Origin of the sequence: Nocardioides malaquae, assembly GCF_015070385.1 — a bacterium.
Taxonomy (GTDB): domain Bacteria; phylum Actinomycetota; class Actinomycetes; order Propionibacteriales; family Nocardioidaceae; genus Nocardioides; species Nocardioides malaquae.
In genome coordinates this window covers 125,583-140,988 of record NZ_JADCSA010000004.1, presented here as the reverse complement: position 1 = coordinate 140,988, position 15,406 = coordinate 125,583, and the positions used below count along the sequence as shown (strand labels likewise).

15 protein-coding genes and 1 tRNA gene are annotated in these 15,406 nt (G+C 71.4%); 8 read left to right on the top strand and 8 right to left on the bottom strand.

Going from position 1 to position 15,406, the window contains the following annotated elements; all coding sequences use genetic code 11:
• Positions 1–7: 7 nt before the first annotated feature.
• Complete coding sequence (locus IEQ44_RS05635) at positions 8–2,281, top strand: zinc ribbon domain-containing protein (RefSeq protein WP_193637458.1); 2,274 nt, start codon at positions 8–10, stop codon at positions 2,279–2,281.
• Between the two features lie 54 nt (positions 2,282–2,335).
• On the opposite strand, the gene IEQ44_RS05630 is transcribed toward IEQ44_RS05635, so the two are convergent.
• Positions 2,336–2,425: transfer RNA gene (locus IEQ44_RS05630), tRNA-Ser, on the bottom strand.
• Between the two features lie 71 nt (positions 2,426–2,496).
• On the opposite strand from IEQ44_RS05630, the gene IEQ44_RS05625 reads away from it, so the two are divergent.
• The gene (locus tag IEQ44_RS05625; RefSeq protein WP_193637457.1) at positions 2,497–2,841 is read left to right on the top strand and encodes a hypothetical protein; all 345 of its coding nucleotides are present in this window, start codon (positions 2,497–2,499) and stop codon (positions 2,839–2,841) included.
• A 13-nt stretch (positions 2,842–2,854) separates the two neighbouring features.
• On the opposite strand, the gene tadA is transcribed toward IEQ44_RS05625, so the two are convergent.
• Both tadA and IEQ44_RS05615 read right to left on the bottom strand, forming a co-directional pair.
• Positions 2,855–3,289: a tRNA adenosine(34) deaminase TadA gene (gene tadA, locus IEQ44_RS05620; protein ID WP_193637567.1), complete on the bottom strand. Its 435-nt coding sequence runs from the start codon at positions 3,287–3,289 to the stop codon at positions 2,855–2,857.
• Positions 3,290–3,319: 30 nt separating this feature from the next.
• Positions 3,320–3,823, bottom strand: a complete 504-nt coding sequence (locus IEQ44_RS05615) for a tRNA adenosine deaminase-associated protein (protein ID WP_193637456.1) — start codon at positions 3,821–3,823, stop codon at positions 3,320–3,322.
• Between the two features lie 136 nt (positions 3,824–3,959).
• On the opposite strand from IEQ44_RS05615, the gene upp reads away from it, so the two are divergent.
• From upp to pntB, 3 genes are all read left to right on the top strand, one after another.
• The gene (gene upp, locus IEQ44_RS05610) at positions 3,960–4,601 is read left to right on the top strand and encodes a uracil phosphoribosyltransferase (protein ID WP_193637455.1); all 642 of its coding nucleotides are present in this window, start codon (positions 3,960–3,962) and stop codon (positions 4,599–4,601) included.
• Positions 4,602–4,774: 173 nt separating this feature from the next.
• Complete coding sequence (locus tag IEQ44_RS05605) at positions 4,775–6,310, top strand: Re/Si-specific NAD(P)(+) transhydrogenase subunit alpha (RefSeq protein WP_193637454.1); 1,536 nt, start codon at positions 4,775–4,777, stop codon at positions 6,308–6,310.
• A 3-nt stretch (positions 6,311–6,313) separates the two neighbouring features.
• Positions 6,314–7,801 (top strand): Re/Si-specific NAD(P)(+) transhydrogenase subunit beta, encoded by a 1,488-nt coding sequence (gene pntB / locus IEQ44_RS05600; RefSeq protein WP_193637453.1) that lies wholly within the window; start codon positions 6,314–6,316, stop codon positions 7,799–7,801.
• A gap of 102 nt (positions 7,802–7,903) precedes the next feature.
• Here pntB and IEQ44_RS05595 read toward each other — a convergent pair whose 3' ends face one another.
• Complete coding sequence (locus tag IEQ44_RS05595; protein WP_193637566.1) at positions 7,904–8,581, bottom strand: maleylpyruvate isomerase family mycothiol-dependent enzyme; 678 nt, start codon at positions 8,579–8,581, stop codon at positions 7,904–7,906.
• A 149-nt stretch (positions 8,582–8,730) separates the two neighbouring features.
• Between IEQ44_RS05595 and IEQ44_RS05590 the strand changes: the two genes are divergently transcribed.
• The 3 genes from IEQ44_RS05590 to IEQ44_RS05580 are packed head-to-tail and all read left to right on the top strand — an operon-like array spanning position 8,731 to position 11,773.
• Entirely contained in the window at positions 8,731–9,516 is a 786-nt protein-coding gene (locus tag IEQ44_RS05590) for an N-formylglutamate amidohydrolase (RefSeq protein ID WP_193637452.1), read from the top strand.
• A gap of 8 nt (positions 9,517–9,524) precedes the next feature.
• Entirely contained in the window at positions 9,525–10,736 is a 1,212-nt protein-coding gene (locus IEQ44_RS05585) for a peptidase MATCAP family protein (RefSeq protein WP_319804513.1), read from the top strand.
• Entirely contained in the window at positions 10,733–11,773 is a 1,041-nt protein-coding gene (locus tag IEQ44_RS05580; RefSeq protein WP_193637451.1) for a glutathione synthetase, read from the top strand. The genes IEQ44_RS05585 and IEQ44_RS05580 overlap by 4 nt, the downstream gene beginning before the upstream one ends.
• A gap of 31 nt (positions 11,774–11,804) precedes the next feature.
• Here IEQ44_RS05580 and thpR read toward each other — a convergent pair whose 3' ends face one another.
• The 4 genes from thpR to IEQ44_RS05560 form a co-directional block, all read right to left on the bottom strand.
• Positions 11,805–12,368: an RNA 2',3'-cyclic phosphodiesterase gene (thpR, locus tag IEQ44_RS05575; RefSeq protein ID WP_193637450.1), complete on the bottom strand. Its 564-nt coding sequence runs from the start codon at positions 12,366–12,368 to the stop codon at positions 11,805–11,807.
• Entirely contained in the window at positions 12,368–13,102 is a 735-nt protein-coding gene (locus IEQ44_RS05570; protein ID WP_227486980.1) for a VIT1/CCC1 transporter family protein, read from the bottom strand. Before IEQ44_RS05570 ends, thpR begins: the two co-directional genes overlap by 1 nt.
• 52 nt (positions 13,103–13,154) lie before the next feature.
• The gene (locus IEQ44_RS05565) at positions 13,155–14,039 is read right to left on the bottom strand and encodes a hypothetical protein (RefSeq protein ID WP_193637449.1); all 885 of its coding nucleotides are present in this window, start codon (positions 14,037–14,039) and stop codon (positions 13,155–13,157) included.
• Between the two features lie 221 nt (positions 14,040–14,260).
• Complete coding sequence (locus IEQ44_RS05560) at positions 14,261–15,406, bottom strand: acyl-CoA dehydrogenase family protein (protein WP_193637448.1); 1,146 nt, start codon at positions 15,404–15,406, stop codon at positions 14,261–14,263.

Genomic DNA, 15,406 nt, shown 5'->3' with positions numbered 1-15,406 from the left:
GTGCCCCATGGACCGTCCTGACAGCACCCCCACCGTCGCGCCCGCCGGCTTCGACTGCCCCGAGTGCGGCGAGCAGCTCGCGGTCGGCGTCCCCGCCTGCCCGCGGTGCGGCATCCGGCTGGTCGGGCCCCTCGCCCAGCAGCTGTGGCGCGTCGACCAGCAGATCGCCCAGCTGAGCGCAGAGTCGCGTCGACTCCGCGAGCTGCTGCGTCAGCCGCCGACCGCCGCAGAGCTCTCGCCGGTCGTGCCGTCGACGGTGACGCCGGGCGTACGCCCGCCCCACGCGCCGCCGGGACTGGCGCCGCAGCCGGTGGGCCCGACGCCCCACAGGGGGCTCACCGGCCAGCAGCTGCTGCTCGGGCTGGCCGCCCTGCTGCTGCTCTCCGGGGTGGCGTTCTTCCTCCTCGTCGTGTGGAGCCTCATCGGGCTGCTGGGCCAGGCCGTCGTGATGGTGGTCCTGACCGTCGCCGCCGCTGGTGGTGCTGTGCTGGCCACCCGCAAGCGGCTCCCAGCGGCAGCCGAGACCGCGGCGGTGATCGCGTCGGGGCTGGTGCTGCTCGACCTGACGGCGGCCCACCGTCTGGGGCTGGCGGGCCTGGACCGGCTCGACGCCTCGTCCTACTGGGCGGGGGCAGGGCTCCTCGGCGCGGTGGTGCTGCTGGCGTTCGACCGGTGGGTGCCGCGCAGCGACGCCCACGGGACGTTGCGCCGGATCGTCTCCTACCGTCCGGTGGCAGTGGCGTTGGCGACGACGGCCCTGTGGGCTGGTGCGATCGCGGTCGCCCCCGGCGACCTGGGTGACGTCAGCTCCTCGGCCCTGGCGTTGGTGCTGGGCCTGCTGAGCCTGGGCCTGGTCGCTCTCGGCGTCCGTCTCGACGGGTCGCCGCGGCTCTTCTCGGTGTCGTCGGCGGTGCCGTGGCTGTCGGCCGGCTACGCCTTGCTGGTGCACCTCGGAGTCGCCCTCGACGTGGGCTTCAGCAATGCGTCGACCGGTGACCGGGTGCTCGCCACCGTGCTGCTCCTCGCTGGCCCGCTGGTCCTGCTCCTGGCCCAGACCCGCCCGTTCCTCGCCGATCAACCCGGTCTGAGGGTCGGGCTGCGGCTGGTCGGCCTGGCCGGTGTGGCGCTGGCCCTGGGCGTGCCGGTCTTCGCCACCCCCCGGCTCGGCGTGGCGCTCGTCGCCCTCGGCCTGGGCCTGCTCCTGGGGGGCCTCGCCCTGATCGGCCACGACGGTGCCACGGACCGTGGCTGGGCCGAGCTCACCTGGGGTGACCTGGCCACCTGGGTCCTACGGTTGGCGATCGCCGCGCTCTTCTTCCTGCTCTTCCTGCTGCTCGGTGGCGGCCACGCCTCGGGCGTGGACATGCAGGCCCTGCGCGGTGGCGCCGGCCCCGGGCAGTGGTGGCTGCCGCTGCTGCCCGCCGTCGCCCTGGTGGCGCCCTCGGCGGTCACTGTGGTGCGCCGCAGGTCGGTGTCGGTGGCGCTCCTGGCCCACACCGCGGCGTTGGTCGGTGTGCTGATGGCGCTGCGGGATGCCGAGACGATCACGTGGGCGGTGGTGGGGTTGGCCGGCGCCGTGCTCTGTGCCGCCCTCGCGGCAGCGGCACGGTGGTCTCACGACGGTGCCCATGGGCTGGGGCTCGAGGTCGCTGCCCTGGTCGCGGCCGCCGTCTACGCCGTGGTCACGGTCGCGGCTGGCTTCGGCGAGTCCGACTTCGTCCTCAGCGCGGTCCTGGTGGGACTCGGGGCGGTGCTCGTGGCGTACGCAGCCCTGCCCGGGCGGCTGGGGTTCGCCGAGGTCGGGGTCTTCGCGCTCGCCCTGGCGTGGTGGGTGCAGCTGGCCGACCGCGAGATCGAGGTCGTGGAGTGGTGGACCCTGCCCGTCGCGGCCATGCTCGCCGGCATCGGTGCGGTGCGCTGGCGACGCGACCGCGGGTCCCGGACCTGGGTGACCATGGCGCCCGGGTTGACGGTGGCCCTCTACCCGTCGCTGCTGGTGGCCCTGAGCGAGGACTCGCTGGTCAGGCTGGTGGCGGTCACGGCAGTGGCGGCGCTGGTGCTCGTGGTGGGGATCGCCAACAGGTGGCAGGCGCCGGTGCTGCTCGGCGCGCTGGCCCTCGCGTTCGTCGCCTGGACCCAGGGAGGACCGTTGATCGCCTACGTGCCCGGGTGGATCCTGCTCACCGGGTCCGGCCTGGTGCTCCTCGTCATCGGCATCATGTGGGAACGCTCGATCCAGACGGGCCGACGCACCGTTGCCTGGCTGGGCGCCATGCAGTGACCCTGGATGCGGCCGCCAAATGACTGGAGCCCCGTCCGAGGACGGGGCTCCAGGTGGCGGTGACGGAGGGATTTGAACCCTCGGTGGACTCGCGCCCACAAACGCTTTCGAGGCGTTCTCCTTAGGCCGCTCGGACACGTCACCGCGACACACGTTAGCGGACCTCGATCCCGCGCCCGAAATCGGATCCCCCGCCCGGCTCCTAGACTCGCCTCATGGGGATCGTGCTGCTCGTCCTGGTGCTCACCGTGCTGGTCGCCCTCGTCTACCTGGTGATGTCGGGGCAGGCCGGTGAGTCACGGCGTCTGGAGCTGGCCCGGGGGCGAGTCCGGGCAGCCACCGACCTGGCGTGGTCGCACGACGAGATCTCCCCGAAGCTGGCGGGAGCGATCATCGAGCGCACCCGCGGCCTGCGCGACGACCAGTCGGTGCACACCCTCGAGCGGGCGGTCGACGACATCTTGGCCATCGCCCGGGAGCACCGCGAGGAGGAGCCCGACCTCTCGGTCATCGTGATCGACGAGCTGCGCCGCCCCGAGGGGCCTCGCCAGCTCGGCTGACCCGCGCGCGGGGTCAGCGGCGCTGCGTGGCGAAGAAGTCGTCCAGGCGCCGGGTCGACTCGACTGCGAGCACCCCGGAGACCACCTCGGGGCGGTGGTTGAGCCGCCGGTCGCGCACCACGTCCCACAGCGACCCCACGGCGCCCGCCTTCTCGTCGAAGGCGCCGAAGACCAGCCGCTCCACCCGCGACAGCACGACGGCGCCCGCGCACATCGTGCAGGGCTCCAGTGTCACCACGAGGGTGCATCCCTCCAGTCGCCACTCCCCGCGCGCCCGGGCAGCCTCGCGCAGCGCCACCACCTCGGCGTGCCCGGTGGGGTCGTGCTCGGCCTCGCGCACGTTGCGTCCGCGCCCCAGCACCGATCCGTCGGCGTCGAGCACGACCGCCCCGATCGGTACGTCCCGGGTCGCCGCAGCGGCGTCGGCCTCGGCGAGGGCGAGCCGCATCGCGCCCTCCCAGCGTGAGGTGGGCACGCCTCAGGGGGCGTCGAGGCCGGTCGCCTCGTCGAAGTCGGCGCCGAACCCGAGCCGGGCGGCGATGTCGGAGATCATCTCGTCAGGGTAGAGCTCGACGTCGTCGACCAGCACGGCCATGTCCACCGCGTGCATCCCCAGGTCGGCCACGATGGCCAGGTCGCCGGCCGGACCGACGTCGTCGTCGTCGACCGGGTCGGGCAGGCCCAGGAAGTCGACGGCCGACTCGGCCAGCTCCCACTCCTCGGCGGCGGTCACGTCGGAGAGCAGCACCCGCGTGGTGTGGCCCTCGACCCGCACGATGACGAAGAAGTCCTCGTCGACGCCCACGAGTCCCAACGCGCCCTCGCCGGAGTCGAAACGACGCACGGCGCCGGCGAGCGTCTCCACCGACTCCAGGGCCGTCTCGGCCAGGTCGTCGAGGTGCCACCGGCCGTCACGGCGGTAGGCAGCGAGCGCGAAGTCGACGTCGTCGTCGAGCAGTCTGACCGATCCAGTGCCAGGCATCGCCGCACGCTCCCAGTCCCGCCCGCGGCCGTCGCCGCGAGAACCCGTCCAGAGTGACAGACAAGCCGGTCGCCGCCAACCCCTGCCGCGGTGCCGCGACCCGGGGGAGTCCGCGGGGCTCGACTAGGGTGAGCCCATGCGCACCCACGTCGTGGACCACCCGCTCGTCGCCCACAAGCTCACCACGCTGCGCGACGTACGCACCGACTCGCCGACCTTCCGTCGACTCACCGACGAGCTGGTCACGCTGCTGGCCTACGAGGCCACCCGGGGCATCCGCGTCGAGACCGTCGACATCACCACGCCGGTCTCCCCGACGCAGGGCGTCAAGCTCTCCACACCCACCCCGCTGGTCGTGCCGATCCTGCGCGCCGGCCTGGGCATGCTCGACGGCATGATGCGGCTGCTGCCCACCGCGGAGGTCGGCTTCCTGGGCATGGCGCGCAACGAGAAGACCCTCGAGGTGCACACCTACGCCGAGCGGCTGCCCGAGGACCTGTCCGGGCGCCAGGTCTACGTGCTCGACCCGATGCTCGCCACCGGCGGCACCCTGGCCGCCGCGATCGAGTTCCTGGTGAAGCGCGGTGCCGACGACATCACCGCCATCTGCCTGCTCTCGGCCCCCGAGGGCTGCGCCCGCCTGGAGGAGGAGATCGCCGACCTCACGGTGCCGGTCACGGTCGTGACGGCCGCGATCGACGAGAAGCTCAACGACAAGAGCTACATCGTGCCCGGGCTGGGCGACGCCGGCGACCGGCTCTACGGCCTGGCGCACTGACGCCTGCACGGGGCGCAGCGTACGCACCCCCGTGTGCGTCGGAGGTCACACACAAAGCGTGAGACCCTCCGGGCGAGCCGGCGCCGTGCGGGTTACCTTGACGCCCGGCCCCACCGTGCCCTTCGACCTCCTGGAGGGACGCGACGGTGAGGCGAGCCCTACAGGAGGTAAGCGTGCGCATCGGGATCCCCCGGGAAGCGTGGCCAGGCGAGAATCTCGTCGCTGCGACGGCCAAGACGGCTGAGCAGCTGGCCAAGCTCGGATATGACGTCGTGGTCGAGAGCGGCGCCGGAGAGGCTGCGGACCAGCCTGACCAGGCGTACGCGGAGGCCGGCGTCACCGTCGTCGACCGTGAGACCGCGTGGTCGAGCGACGTCGTCGTCAAGGTCAACGCCCCCACCGACGAGGAGATCGGCCTGCTGCGCCGCGGCTCCACGCTGGTGTCCATCATGGCTCCGGGCCGTAGCCCTGAGCTGGTGGAGAAGCTGCAGGCCGCGGGCGTCACCGCCCTCGCGATGGACGCCGTGCCGCGCATCTCGCGCGCGCAGTCGATGGACGTGCTGTCGTCGATGGCCAACGTCGCGGGCTACCGCGCCGTCATCGAGGCGGCCCACGAGTTCGGCCGGATGTTCACCGGCCAGGTCACCGCCGCCGGCAAGACCGCGCCCGCCAAGGTCTTCGTGGTCGGCGCCGGTGTCGCCGGCCTGGCCGCCATCGGCGCGGCGTCGTCGATGGGTGCGGTGGTGCGTGCCTTCGACGTGCGCCCCGAGGTGGCCGAGCAGGTCGAGTCGATGGGCGCGGAGTTCGTGCACGTCGACATGGAGCAGGAGGTCTCCTCCGACGGCTACGCGAAGGAGATGACCGCTGCCCAGGAGGCTGCCACCGCGCTGATGTATGACGAGGAGGCGCGCAACGCCGACATCGTCATCACCACCGCGCTGATCCCGGGCCGCCCCGCGCCCAAGCTCATCACCGCCGAGACGATCGCCGCCATGCGTGGCGGCAGCGTGATCGTCGACATGGCTGCCGCCAACGGCGGCAACGCGGCCGCCACGCAGACCGGGGAGCGGGTGGTCACCGACAACGGCGTCGTGGTCCTCGGCTACACCGACCTCGCGGGCCGCCTGGCTGCCCAGACCAGCCAGCTCTACGGCACCAACGTGGTCAACCTGTTCAAGCTGCTCACCCCGGCGAAGGACGGCCAGGTCACCCTGGACTTCGACGACGTCATCCAGCGCGGCATCACCGTCACGCTCGACGGCGAGTCGATGTGGCCGCCGCCGCCGGTCCAGGTCTCCGCCGCCCCCGCGGCTCCGGAGGCTGCCGTCGCGCAGCCGACGGAGAAGGAGGTCAAGAAGCCCCTCGACCCGAAGGTCAAGCTGTACGCAGCCGGCGCGGGCGCCGCGGCCTTCGCGGTGCTGTCGATGTTCATGGGTGGGCTGCTGCTGCAGCAGCTGACCGTGCTGATGCTGGCGATCTTCGTGGGCTACTACGTGATCTCCAACGTCGCGCACGCCCTGCACACGCCGCTGATGGCCGAGACCAACGCCATCTCCGGCATCATCCTGGTCGGCGGCATCCTCCAGGTCGGCAGCAGCAACTTGCTGGTGACGATCCTGGCGATGGTCGCGATCCTGGTGGCCAGCATCAACATCTTCGGCGGGTTCCTGGTGACGGTCCGCATGCTCGACATGTTCAGGAAGGACTGAGCCATGGACTTCCTGACCTCTGACAAGCTCTACGGCTTCATCCAGGGCGCCTACGTCGTCGCCGCCATCTGCTTCATCGCGGCGCTCGCCGGCCTCTCCAAGCACGAGACCGCGCGTCGCGGCAACCAGGCCGGCATCGCCGGCATGGCGCTCGCCCTGGTGGCGACCATCCTGCTGGCCCTGCAGAACGCCCAGATCGGGCAGGACGCCGAGGACTCCGCCGCCGCGCTGGGTCTCGACGTCGACGCCGGTCGCGGTGTGGGCCTGACCCTGCTGCTGATCCTGGTGCCGATCGCCATCGGTGCCGTGATCGGTGCCCGCAAGGCGAAGACGGTCGAGATGACCGGCATGCCCGAGCTGGTCGCGCTGCTCCACTCCTTCGTGGGTCTGGCGGCCGTGCTGGTCGGCTTCAACACCTACTTCGCCCACCCGGAGGAGTCCGGTGGCGCCCACGGCGTCGAGATCTTCCTCGGTGTCTTCATCGGTGCGGTGACCTTCACCGGCTCGATCGTGGCCAACCTCAAGCTGAGCGCCAAGATGAAGTCGGCGCCGGTCGTGCTGCCGGCCCGCCACTGGCTCAACCTGGCCGTCATCGTGGTGTCGCTGGGCCTCATGGTCTGGTTCATGAACATCGACGGTGCGACCAACGAGACCCTCGGCACCCTGCCGCTGCTCGTGATGACCGCGCTGGCGCTCTTCCTCGGCTTCCACCTCGTGGCGGCCATCGGTGGCGGCGACATGCCGGTCGTGGTGTCGATGCTCAACTCCTACTCGGGGTGGGCAGCGGCCGCGGCGGGCTTCATGCTCGGCAACAACCTGCTGATCATCACCGGTGCGCTGGTCGGTTCGTCCGGTGCGATCCTCAGCTACATCATGTGCAAGGCGATGAACCGCTCGTTCATCTCCGTGATCGCCGGTGGCTTCGGCTCCGACGGCGGCACCCCGGGCGAGGCCCGCGACTACGGCGAGCACCGCGAGATCCTCGCGGACGAGGCCGCCGACGTGCTGGTCAACGCCCGCAGCGTCGTCATCACCCCGGGCTACGGCATGGCGGTCGCCCAGGCGCAGTACCCGGTCGCCGAGATGACCCGCAAGCTGCAGGCGAAGGGCGTCGAGGTCCGCTTCGGCATCCACCCCGTCGCGGGTCGCCTGCCGGGCCACATGAACGTCCTGCTGGCCGAGGCGAAGGTGCCCTACGACATCGTCCTCGAGATGGACGAGATCAACGACGACCTTCCCGAGACCGACGTCGTGCTCGTCATCGGCGCCAACGACACCGTCAACCCGGCGGCGATCGAGGAGCCCAACTCCCCGATCGCCGGCATGCCGGTGCTCGAGGTCTGGAACGCCAAGGAGGTCATCGTCTTCAAGCGCTCGATGGCCACCGGCTACGCGGGTGTACAGAACCCGCTCTTCTTCAAGGAGAACAGCCGGATGCTCTTCGGCGACGCCAAGGACCAGGTCGAGGCCATCGTGAAGGCCCTCGGCTGACCCGAGTCGCTCTCTGACGGCGGACGTCATCACCCGCGGTTGCCCCGGCAGCCAACGGCGATGACGTCCGCCGTCGCCGTTCCGGCTGCCGACGCGGCAGGGTCAGGGGGCGAGGCGGTCGGCGAGCTCCGCGGCCCCCGGGCCGGAGAAGGCGGACGGCGCCACCGGGCGTCCCGAGACCGCCAGGAGCAGGTCGATCGCCCGGCCGGCCACGCGCGGGCCCGACCCCATCGAGACCAGCGTGTCGCTGGGCGTGAGGGTGAGCCCCTGGGCGACCTCGCGGCCGCCGCCGAAGGCGACGGTGGTGCGCACCTGGTGGTCCAGGGCCGCCAGCACCGGGGGCGTCGGATAGGCACGCGGCAGCCCCAGCGGTCGGCGTACGTCCTCGGAGTGCACGTAGACCTCCACCAGCCGAGACGCCAACGGCGCCGGAGGGGTGTGGGTCAGGTCGATCGCGTCGGCGAGGGCCGCGAGCGTGACCCGCGGGTCGGCCGCCCGCCACCGGCGTACGCCCGTCGCGTTGTCGCGGTGGAAGTCGCCGCGGGCGAGGACCATGCGCCGCACGAAGGCCCACCGTGTCGTGTGGGCGCTGTCGACGAGGTGGGCGATGACGTCGTGCACGTCCCAGCCCTCACACAGCGAGGGGGTCGCCCAGCGCTGCGGCGCCAAGGGGTGCAGGTCGTCGACCAGCGCTCGGCGCTCCGCTGCCACGGCCGCCCACACGTCGTTGCGCGAGACCTCCACGCGGGATGCCGAGGCGTCGCGGGGTGGCCGGGTCATGGGGCCATCCAAGCGCATCGGCGCCGTGCGGTGGGCGGTTCGCGTCATGCGGTGCGTGCCCCGGGTGGCACCCTCCGCATGACGTCCCCGGGCCGGGGGAGCCGGAGGGGAGAGGGTTCGCTCGGGCGTCAGCGGGTACTAGGTGGTCCATGGACGACGTGGTGAAGTTCGTGGGTCCTTGGGACGGACCCGTCGTGGCGACCTCGGTGCACGCAGGTCATGACGTGCGCCCGGAGATCGCCGAGGTGATGGTGCTCGACGAGGAGACCCGGCTGCGGGAGGAGGACCCCCACACCGACCGCATCGCCGAGGCCGTGGAGAGCCGGATGCTGACCAGCCGCTCCCGCTTCGAGGTCGACCTCAACCGGCCCCGCGAGGAGGCCGTCTACCGTGAGCCCGACGACTGCTGGGGCCTCGAGGTCTGGAGCGACCCGCCGCTCTCCGAGGAGCTGACCGAGGGCAGCCTCGCGGTCTACGACGAGGTGTACGCCGACCTCGCCCGCCGCCTCGACGTGCTGGCCGAGCGGGGGCCCTTCGTGCTGCTCGACGTGCACTCCTACAACCACCGCCGCGACGGCGCCGCCGCCCAGCCCGCGCCCGACGAGGACAACCCCGAGGTCAACGTCGGCACCGGCAGCGTCGACCACGAGCGCTTCGGCGACCTGGTCCGCGCCTTCTGCGACCACCTCGGCGCGCAGGAGGTCCGCGGCCACACGTTGGACGTACGCGAGAACGTGGCCTTCAAGGGCCGCGCGGTGGCGATGTTCGTGCACGAGCGCTATCCCGGGCTTGGCTGCGTGCTGGCCCTGGAGTTCAAGAAGACCTGGATGGACGAGTGGACCGGCGAGGTCGACGAGACCCACCTCGCCGAGTTGCGTCAGGCGCTGGCCACGACGGTGCCGGTGCTGGAGAAGTCGCTCGCCGACCTGGCCTGAGGTGCGCCGTGAACTCCCCCCTCCGTGACCTCGACCCCGACCCCGACCCCGACTCCGACGCCCGGACCTTCTCCGCCGCCGACCTCGCGGTCGACCGCCAGCTCGCCCAGGTGTCGGAGAGCTTCAGCTTCCTGCTGCACATCACCCCGGTCGACGGTGACGACGTGAAGCAGGCGTTCCTGGCCGGCGATGTCACCGAGCCGACCTTCACCTACCGCGAGCTCGCCGACGAGCCCGAGGTGCTGAAGGAGCAGCTCGCCGCGATCGACGTGACGACTGTCGAGGACCGGACGCTTGCCCACCTGCTGCGGGCCAAGCACCGTGAGCTCCAGCTCCAGCTGGAGATGCTCTGCGCCCGTGACTCCGACGACTTCCTGCCGTTGAGCCTGGAGCTCTACGGCGGCGTCGCCCCCTCGCTGCGGGAGCACGCCGAACGGGTGCTCGCCGGGGTCGGGTCCCCCGAGCCGACCGCGGAGCCGCTCGACGCGGAGGCCTTCTGCGCCCTGGCGACCGAGGAGATCGCGCACTACCGCGAGCAGTCGCCCGGCATCGAGATGCACGTCCAGATCCGGCCCGACGTCAACGGCGTCATGGTTTCCGGCGACACCCTGCTGATCGGCCCCGAGAGCGTCGTGCAGAGCAACCGCGCCGCCGCCCTGCTGCACCACGAGGTGGGCACCCACCTCGTCACCCACGTCAACGGTCAGGCCCAGCCGATCAAGGTGCTCGGCACCGGGCTGGCCGGCTACGACGAGACCCAGGAGGGCCTGGCGGTGCTCGGCGAGGTGGCCTGCGGCGGCCTCACGCCCTTCCGGTTGCGCCAGCTCGCCGACCGCGTGCTCACCGTGCACCGCATGGTCGACGGCGCGTCGTTCGCGGAGGCGTACGCAGCGCTCGTCGACGCCGGCGTGCCGGAGAGCAGCGCCTTCACGACGGTGATGCGCGTCTACCGCGCCGGCGGCACCACCAAGGACGCGATCTACCTGCGCGGCGTGGTCGACCTGCTCGAGCACCTCGCCGACGACGGCGACCTCGACCTGCTGTGGCTGGGCAAGTTCTCGTTGCAGGACCTGCCGCTCATCGCGGAGCTCGCCGAGGACGGCGCGCTCGCGCCGCCCCGCCTGCTGCCGCGCTACCTGGATGACCCGAAGTCGACCGAGCGACTCGGATGGGCCTCAGGCGTGCACGACCTGAGCCAACTAGTGGAAGGACGCACATGAAGATCGGATTCGTGGTCAACGCGATCGAGACCGAGCAGGACTACTACACGACGAACCGGTTGGCGCTGACCGCACGGCAGATGGGTCACGAGGCGTGGTTCATGGGCATCGGCGACTTCTCCTACCAGCCCGACGGCACGCTCACCGCGAAGGCCAGCGCGGGCGACGCCAAGAGCTACCGCTCGCTCAAGCGGCACATGGAGGACGTCAAGCGTCCCGAGATGGAGAAGCTCATCGCCCTCGAGGAGTTCGACGTCGTGATGCTCCGCAACGACCCGGCTGACGACGCCGACTCGAACCCGTGGGCCAACAACGCCGGTGTCGCCTTCGGGCAGCTGATCGCCAGCCTGGGGGTCCTGGTGGTCAACGACCCCACCAGCTTGGCCAACGCGCTGTCGAAGGCCTACTTCCAGCACTTCCCCGAGGTGGTGCGCCCGCGCACCCTGATCTCGCGCGACGAGGAGCAGATCTCAGCGTTCGTCGACGAGCTGGGTGGCAAGGCGGTGCTCAAGCCGCTGCAGGGCTCGGGCGGCGCCGGGGTCTTCCTCATCGACCGCAAGGAGTCGCCGAACCTCAACCAGATCATCGAGGCGATCGCGCGTGACGGCTACGTCGTCGCCCAGGAGTTCCTGCCCGACGCGGTCAACGGCGACGTACGCCTCTTCGTGATGAACGGACGCCCGCTGGAGGTCAACGGCTCCTACGCCGCCTTCCGCCGCACCAGCGCCGGCAGCGACATCCGTTCCAACATGTCGGCCGGCGGCAAGGCCGTGAAGGTGGCGGTCACCGACGAGATGCTGGAGATGGTGGAGGTCGTGCGGCCCAAGCTGGTCGCCGACGGCATGTTCCTCGTCGGCCTCGACATCGTGGGCGACAAGCTCATGGAGATCAACGTCTTCAGCCCCGGCGGCCTGGGCAGCGCCCAGGAGCTCAACGACGTCGACTTCGCGCCTCGCATCATCGAGGAGCTGGAGCGCAAGGTCGCGATGCGCCGCCACTACCCGGAGATCGACAACCGCAGCCTGGCCACGGGCTGAGGGAGCGGGCGGCCCCCCGGCCCCCGCGGTGTCAGTCGAGGGGGAGGGTGGCGACCACCTCGTGGCGAGGGCGCCCGCGCGGCCCCTCGCCGAGGTGGGACTCCACCAGCGCGAAGGAGTCGATCGTCCACTCCGGTCCGCGGTAGGCGTCGAGCAGGCGGATCCACGGCGTGACCTCCGTGGGGCGCACGCAACGGGCCACCGTCAGGTGAGGCCGGAAGCGCTGCCCGTCGACCCGGGCCCCGGCCCGGCTGGCCGCCGCCCGCGCGCCCTCGGCCATCCGGCGCAGCTCCAGCGCGTCGCCGTCGTCGAGGTCGAGCCCGGCCCACAGCACCTTGGCCCCCGCGGCGTGCGGGAAGGCGCCGCCGCCGGCGATGGCCGTACGCACGGCGCGCCGCCGCGCCGCCGCGCGCTCGAGACGCTCCACGAGGTCGTCGAGCCGCCGCTCCGTCAGGTCGCCGACGAAGGCCAGCGTCAGGTGCACCTGGTCGGGCGCGGTCCAGCGGAAGGGGGCCGCGGCACGCCGTGGCTCCAGGAAGGCGTCGAGGTGGTCGCGCGCCCGCTCGGGCGGGAGGGCGGCGACGAAGCAGCGCATCAGCCCAGGGTGACGCCGAACAGCATGCCCACCCCGTAGGTGACTCCCATGGCCACCAGGCCGCCGAGCACGTTGCGGGCCATCGCACGCCCCTTCGGGCTGTAGCCGAGGTGAGCGCTGACCGCGCCGGTCGCGAGCAGGGCGAAGGCCACGACGACCACGGTCAGCGCGACGCGCACGCTGGCTGGCAGCATCGAGATCATCAGCAGGGGCACGAGGGCGCCGAGGGTGAAGGCGATCATCGACGCCCACGCGGCGTGCCACGGGTTGGTCAGCTCGTCGGGGTCGATGCCGAACTCGATCTCGGCGTGGGCGGCCAGGGCGTCGTGGGCGGTCAGCTCAGCGGCCACCTGCTCGGCGGTGCTCGGGCTCAGGCCCTTCTCCTCCCACATGCGCGCCAGCTCGGACTGCTCGGTCTCGGGCATCCGCTCGAGCTCGAGCTGCTCCATCGCCAGGATCGACTTCTCCGAGTCGCGCTGGGTGGAGACCGAGACGTACTCGCCGACCGCCATCGACAGTGCCCCCGCGGTCAGCGCGGCCACGCCCGCCAGCAGGATTGCGCCCTCGTCGCTGGTCGCGCCCGCGACACCCATGACGACACCCGCGGTGGAGATGATGCCGTCGTTGGCGCCCAGCACCCCGGCGCGCAACCAGTTGAGGCGACCGGCCATCCGGCCGGTCATCGAGTCGTGGAAGTGCTGCGGATCCTCGTCCGTACCGATCGTGAAGGCCATGACTCGATGGTGGCCCGCAGTCAGGGCCGGCGCAACGAAGGTGAGGCTCGGCTCAGCGCCCCGCAGGAGTGGCGTCCTCGGAGGTGGAGGCGGGGGACGGGGAGCCCGACTCCCCGGGAGAGGCCGACTCGTCCGGTGCCTCGGACTCCTCGGGCTCGGGCGCCTCGACCGGCTCGCTGACCACCTGGCGCCAGTGGTTGCCCTCCAGCAGGGGCTTCAGGCCCTGGACCTCCGGGTCGACCGGGGTGCGCATCTCCGGACCCAACAGGTCGAGCACCTCCCAGCGGTCGTCACGACGCACCACGTCGATGCGCAGGGTGGTGAGGAACGAGTCGCCCAGAGCGGGGTCGGCGACCACGCCGGCCACCTCGACCCGGACCTCGCGCGGGCGCGGGGTCGGACCGACGATGCATGAACGCAACCACACCTGGGCGTCCACCGTGAAGCGGCGCGGCTCCTCGAGCGAGGCGTTGTCCTCGTAGGCGTCGAGGAAGCGGTCACGGGCCTCATCACCCAGGCGCGGAGAGGCCACCGCGTCGATCACCGATGCCTGGAGTCGCGGGTCGCGGGCGTCGATGAACAGGTGGGCCACCGAGAGGGCGAAGTTCTCCGCGGCCAGCCTGTCGGGCTCGCCCCCCGAGAGACGACCCAGCTCGACGACGGAGGGTCGGTCGGGCATCGGACCGGGGCGGCCCTTCCCCTCGGACTCACACCCCACGTCGGTCGTCGACGTCGACGGTTCCTCCGAGGGCGACCCCGAGGGGGATTCAGTCGGTGACTCCGACGGGCTCACCGACTCGGACGCAGACGACTCCGGCGACTCGAGGTCACCCGGCACGGCCAGGTCCTCACTGCTGCATCCGGCGAGGACGATGGCGGCCACCACGCCGCACGCCCAACGGCTGGCGGACGACAGGCGGGTGCTGCTCCGAGACATCGCACTTCCTCCGTGGGGTGGGTGGGCCGAGCCCAGACAAACACGAGCCACCGACAGCCTCCGGCACGTCTCGGCACCCGGGCGTGATGGAGACGACAGGACCCCCGTACGCCAGGCGTACGGGGGTCCTGCTCGGAGACCGTCCTGAAGGGGGCTCTTCGCCTCCGCTCGGTCGGGCACTCCCGCTCGTTCCTCGCGGGGCGCCCTCCCTCACTCCGTGCTCAGAGACCCAGGTCCCGGGCGATGAGCATCTTCATGATCTCGTTGGAGCCGGCCCAGATCTTCGTCACGCGGGCGTCGCGCCAGGCGCGGGCCACGCGGTACTCGTTCATGTAGCCGTAGCCGCCGTGGATCTGCAGGCAGTGGTCGAGGACCTCCGACTGCACCTGGGTGGCCCACCACTTCGCCTTGGCGGCGTCGATCGCGGTGAGGCGCTTCTCGTTGTGCTTCATCACGCACTGGTCGACGAAGGCCTCGGTCACGTCGATGCGGGTCTGCAGGTCGGCGAGGAGGAACTGGGTGTTCTGGAACTTGCCGATCGGCTGGCCGAAGGCGACGCGGTCCTTCGCGTACTGGATCGTCTCCTCGAGGATCTGCTTGGCGTGCGCGACGCCGGTGATCGCGGTGCCGAGGCGCTCCTGCGGCAGGAACTGCATCATCGAGATGAAGCCGGTGTCGAGCGGGCCGACCAGGTCGTCGTCGGAGACCCGCACGTTGTCGAAGGCGAGCTCGGCGGTGTCGGAGTCGTCCTGGCCGACCTTGTCGAGCACGCGGCCGACGGAGAAGCCCTCCGACTTCGTGTCGACGGCGAAGAGCGAGATGCCCTTTGCCTTCTTCTCGGGAGCGGTGCGGGCCGCCACGACGACGATGTCGGCCGAACCGCCGTTGGTGATGAAGGTCTTGGAGCCGTTGAGGATCCAGCCGTCGCCGTCCTTGACCGCGGTGGTCTTCAGGTTGGCGAGGTCGGAGCCGCCGCCGGGCTCGGTCATGCCGATGGCGAGCAGGATCTCGCCGCTGGCCACGCCCGGCAGCCAGCGCTTGCGCTGCTCCTCGTTGGTCAGGTGCACCAGGTAGGGGGCGGTGATGTCGGCGTGGATGCCCACGCACGACGGGAGGGTCATGTTGACCTTGGCGAGCTCCTCGGTGAGCACGGCGTTGAAGCGGTAGTCACCGGCCTCGGAGCCGCCGAACTCCTCGGGGATCTCCAGGCCCAGCAGACCCGCGCGCCCGGCAGCCAGCCAGAACTCACGGTTGAGACCGTGGTTGTCCAGGTAGGTGTCGAGGTGCGGAACGACCTCTCGGTCCAGGAACTCCTTGACGGAGGCCCGGAAGGCCTCGTGGTCCTCGTTGTAGATCTCGCGCGTCAT

Excerpts from the sequence above, each read along its gene's own strand:
- IEQ44_RS05635 (WP_193637458.1), top strand. The coding sequence starts at position 8 with ATGGACCGTCCTGACAGCACCCCCACCGTCGCGCCCGCCGGCTTCGAC.
- IEQ44_RS05590 (WP_193637452.1), top strand. The coding sequence starts at position 8,731 with ATGGACGACGTGGTGAAGTTCGTGGGTCCTTGGGACGGACCCGTCGTG.
- IEQ44_RS05615 (WP_193637456.1), bottom strand. The coding sequence starts at position 3,823 with ATGCCTGGCACTGGATCGGTCAGACTGCTCGACGACGACGTCGACTTC.
- IEQ44_RS05595 (WP_193637566.1), bottom strand. The coding sequence starts at position 8,581 with ATGACCCGGCCACCCCGCGACGCCTCGGCATCCCGCGTGGAGGTCTCG.
- tadA (WP_193637567.1), bottom strand. The coding sequence starts at position 3,289 with ATGCGGCTCGCCCTCGCCGAGGCCGACGCCGCTGCGGCGACCCGGGAC.
- thpR (WP_193637450.1), bottom strand. The coding sequence starts at position 12,368 with ATGCGCTGCTTCGTCGCCGCCCTCCCGCCCGAGCGGGCGCGCGACCAC.
- pntB (WP_193637453.1), top strand. The coding sequence starts at position 6,314 with ATGGACTTCCTGACCTCTGACAAGCTCTACGGCTTCATCCAGGGCGCC.
- upp (WP_193637455.1), top strand. The coding sequence starts at position 3,960 with ATGCGCACCCACGTCGTGGACCACCCGCTCGTCGCCCACAAGCTCACC.
- IEQ44_RS05580 (WP_193637451.1), top strand. The coding sequence starts at position 10,733 with ATGAAGATCGGATTCGTGGTCAACGCGATCGAGACCGAGCAGGACTAC.
- IEQ44_RS05565 (WP_193637449.1), bottom strand. The coding sequence starts at position 14,039 with ATGTCTCGGAGCAGCACCCGCCTGTCGTCCGCCAGCCGTTGGGCGTGC.
- IEQ44_RS05625 (WP_193637457.1), top strand. The coding sequence starts at position 2,497 with ATGGGGATCGTGCTGCTCGTCCTGGTGCTCACCGTGCTGGTCGCCCTC.
- IEQ44_RS05560 (WP_193637448.1), bottom strand. The coding sequence starts at position 15,406 with ATGACGCGCGAGATCTACAACGAGGACCACGAGGCCTTCCGGGCCTCC.
- IEQ44_RS05570 (WP_227486980.1), bottom strand. The coding sequence starts at position 13,102 with ATGGCCTTCACGATCGGTACGGACGAGGATCCGCAGCACTTCCACGAC.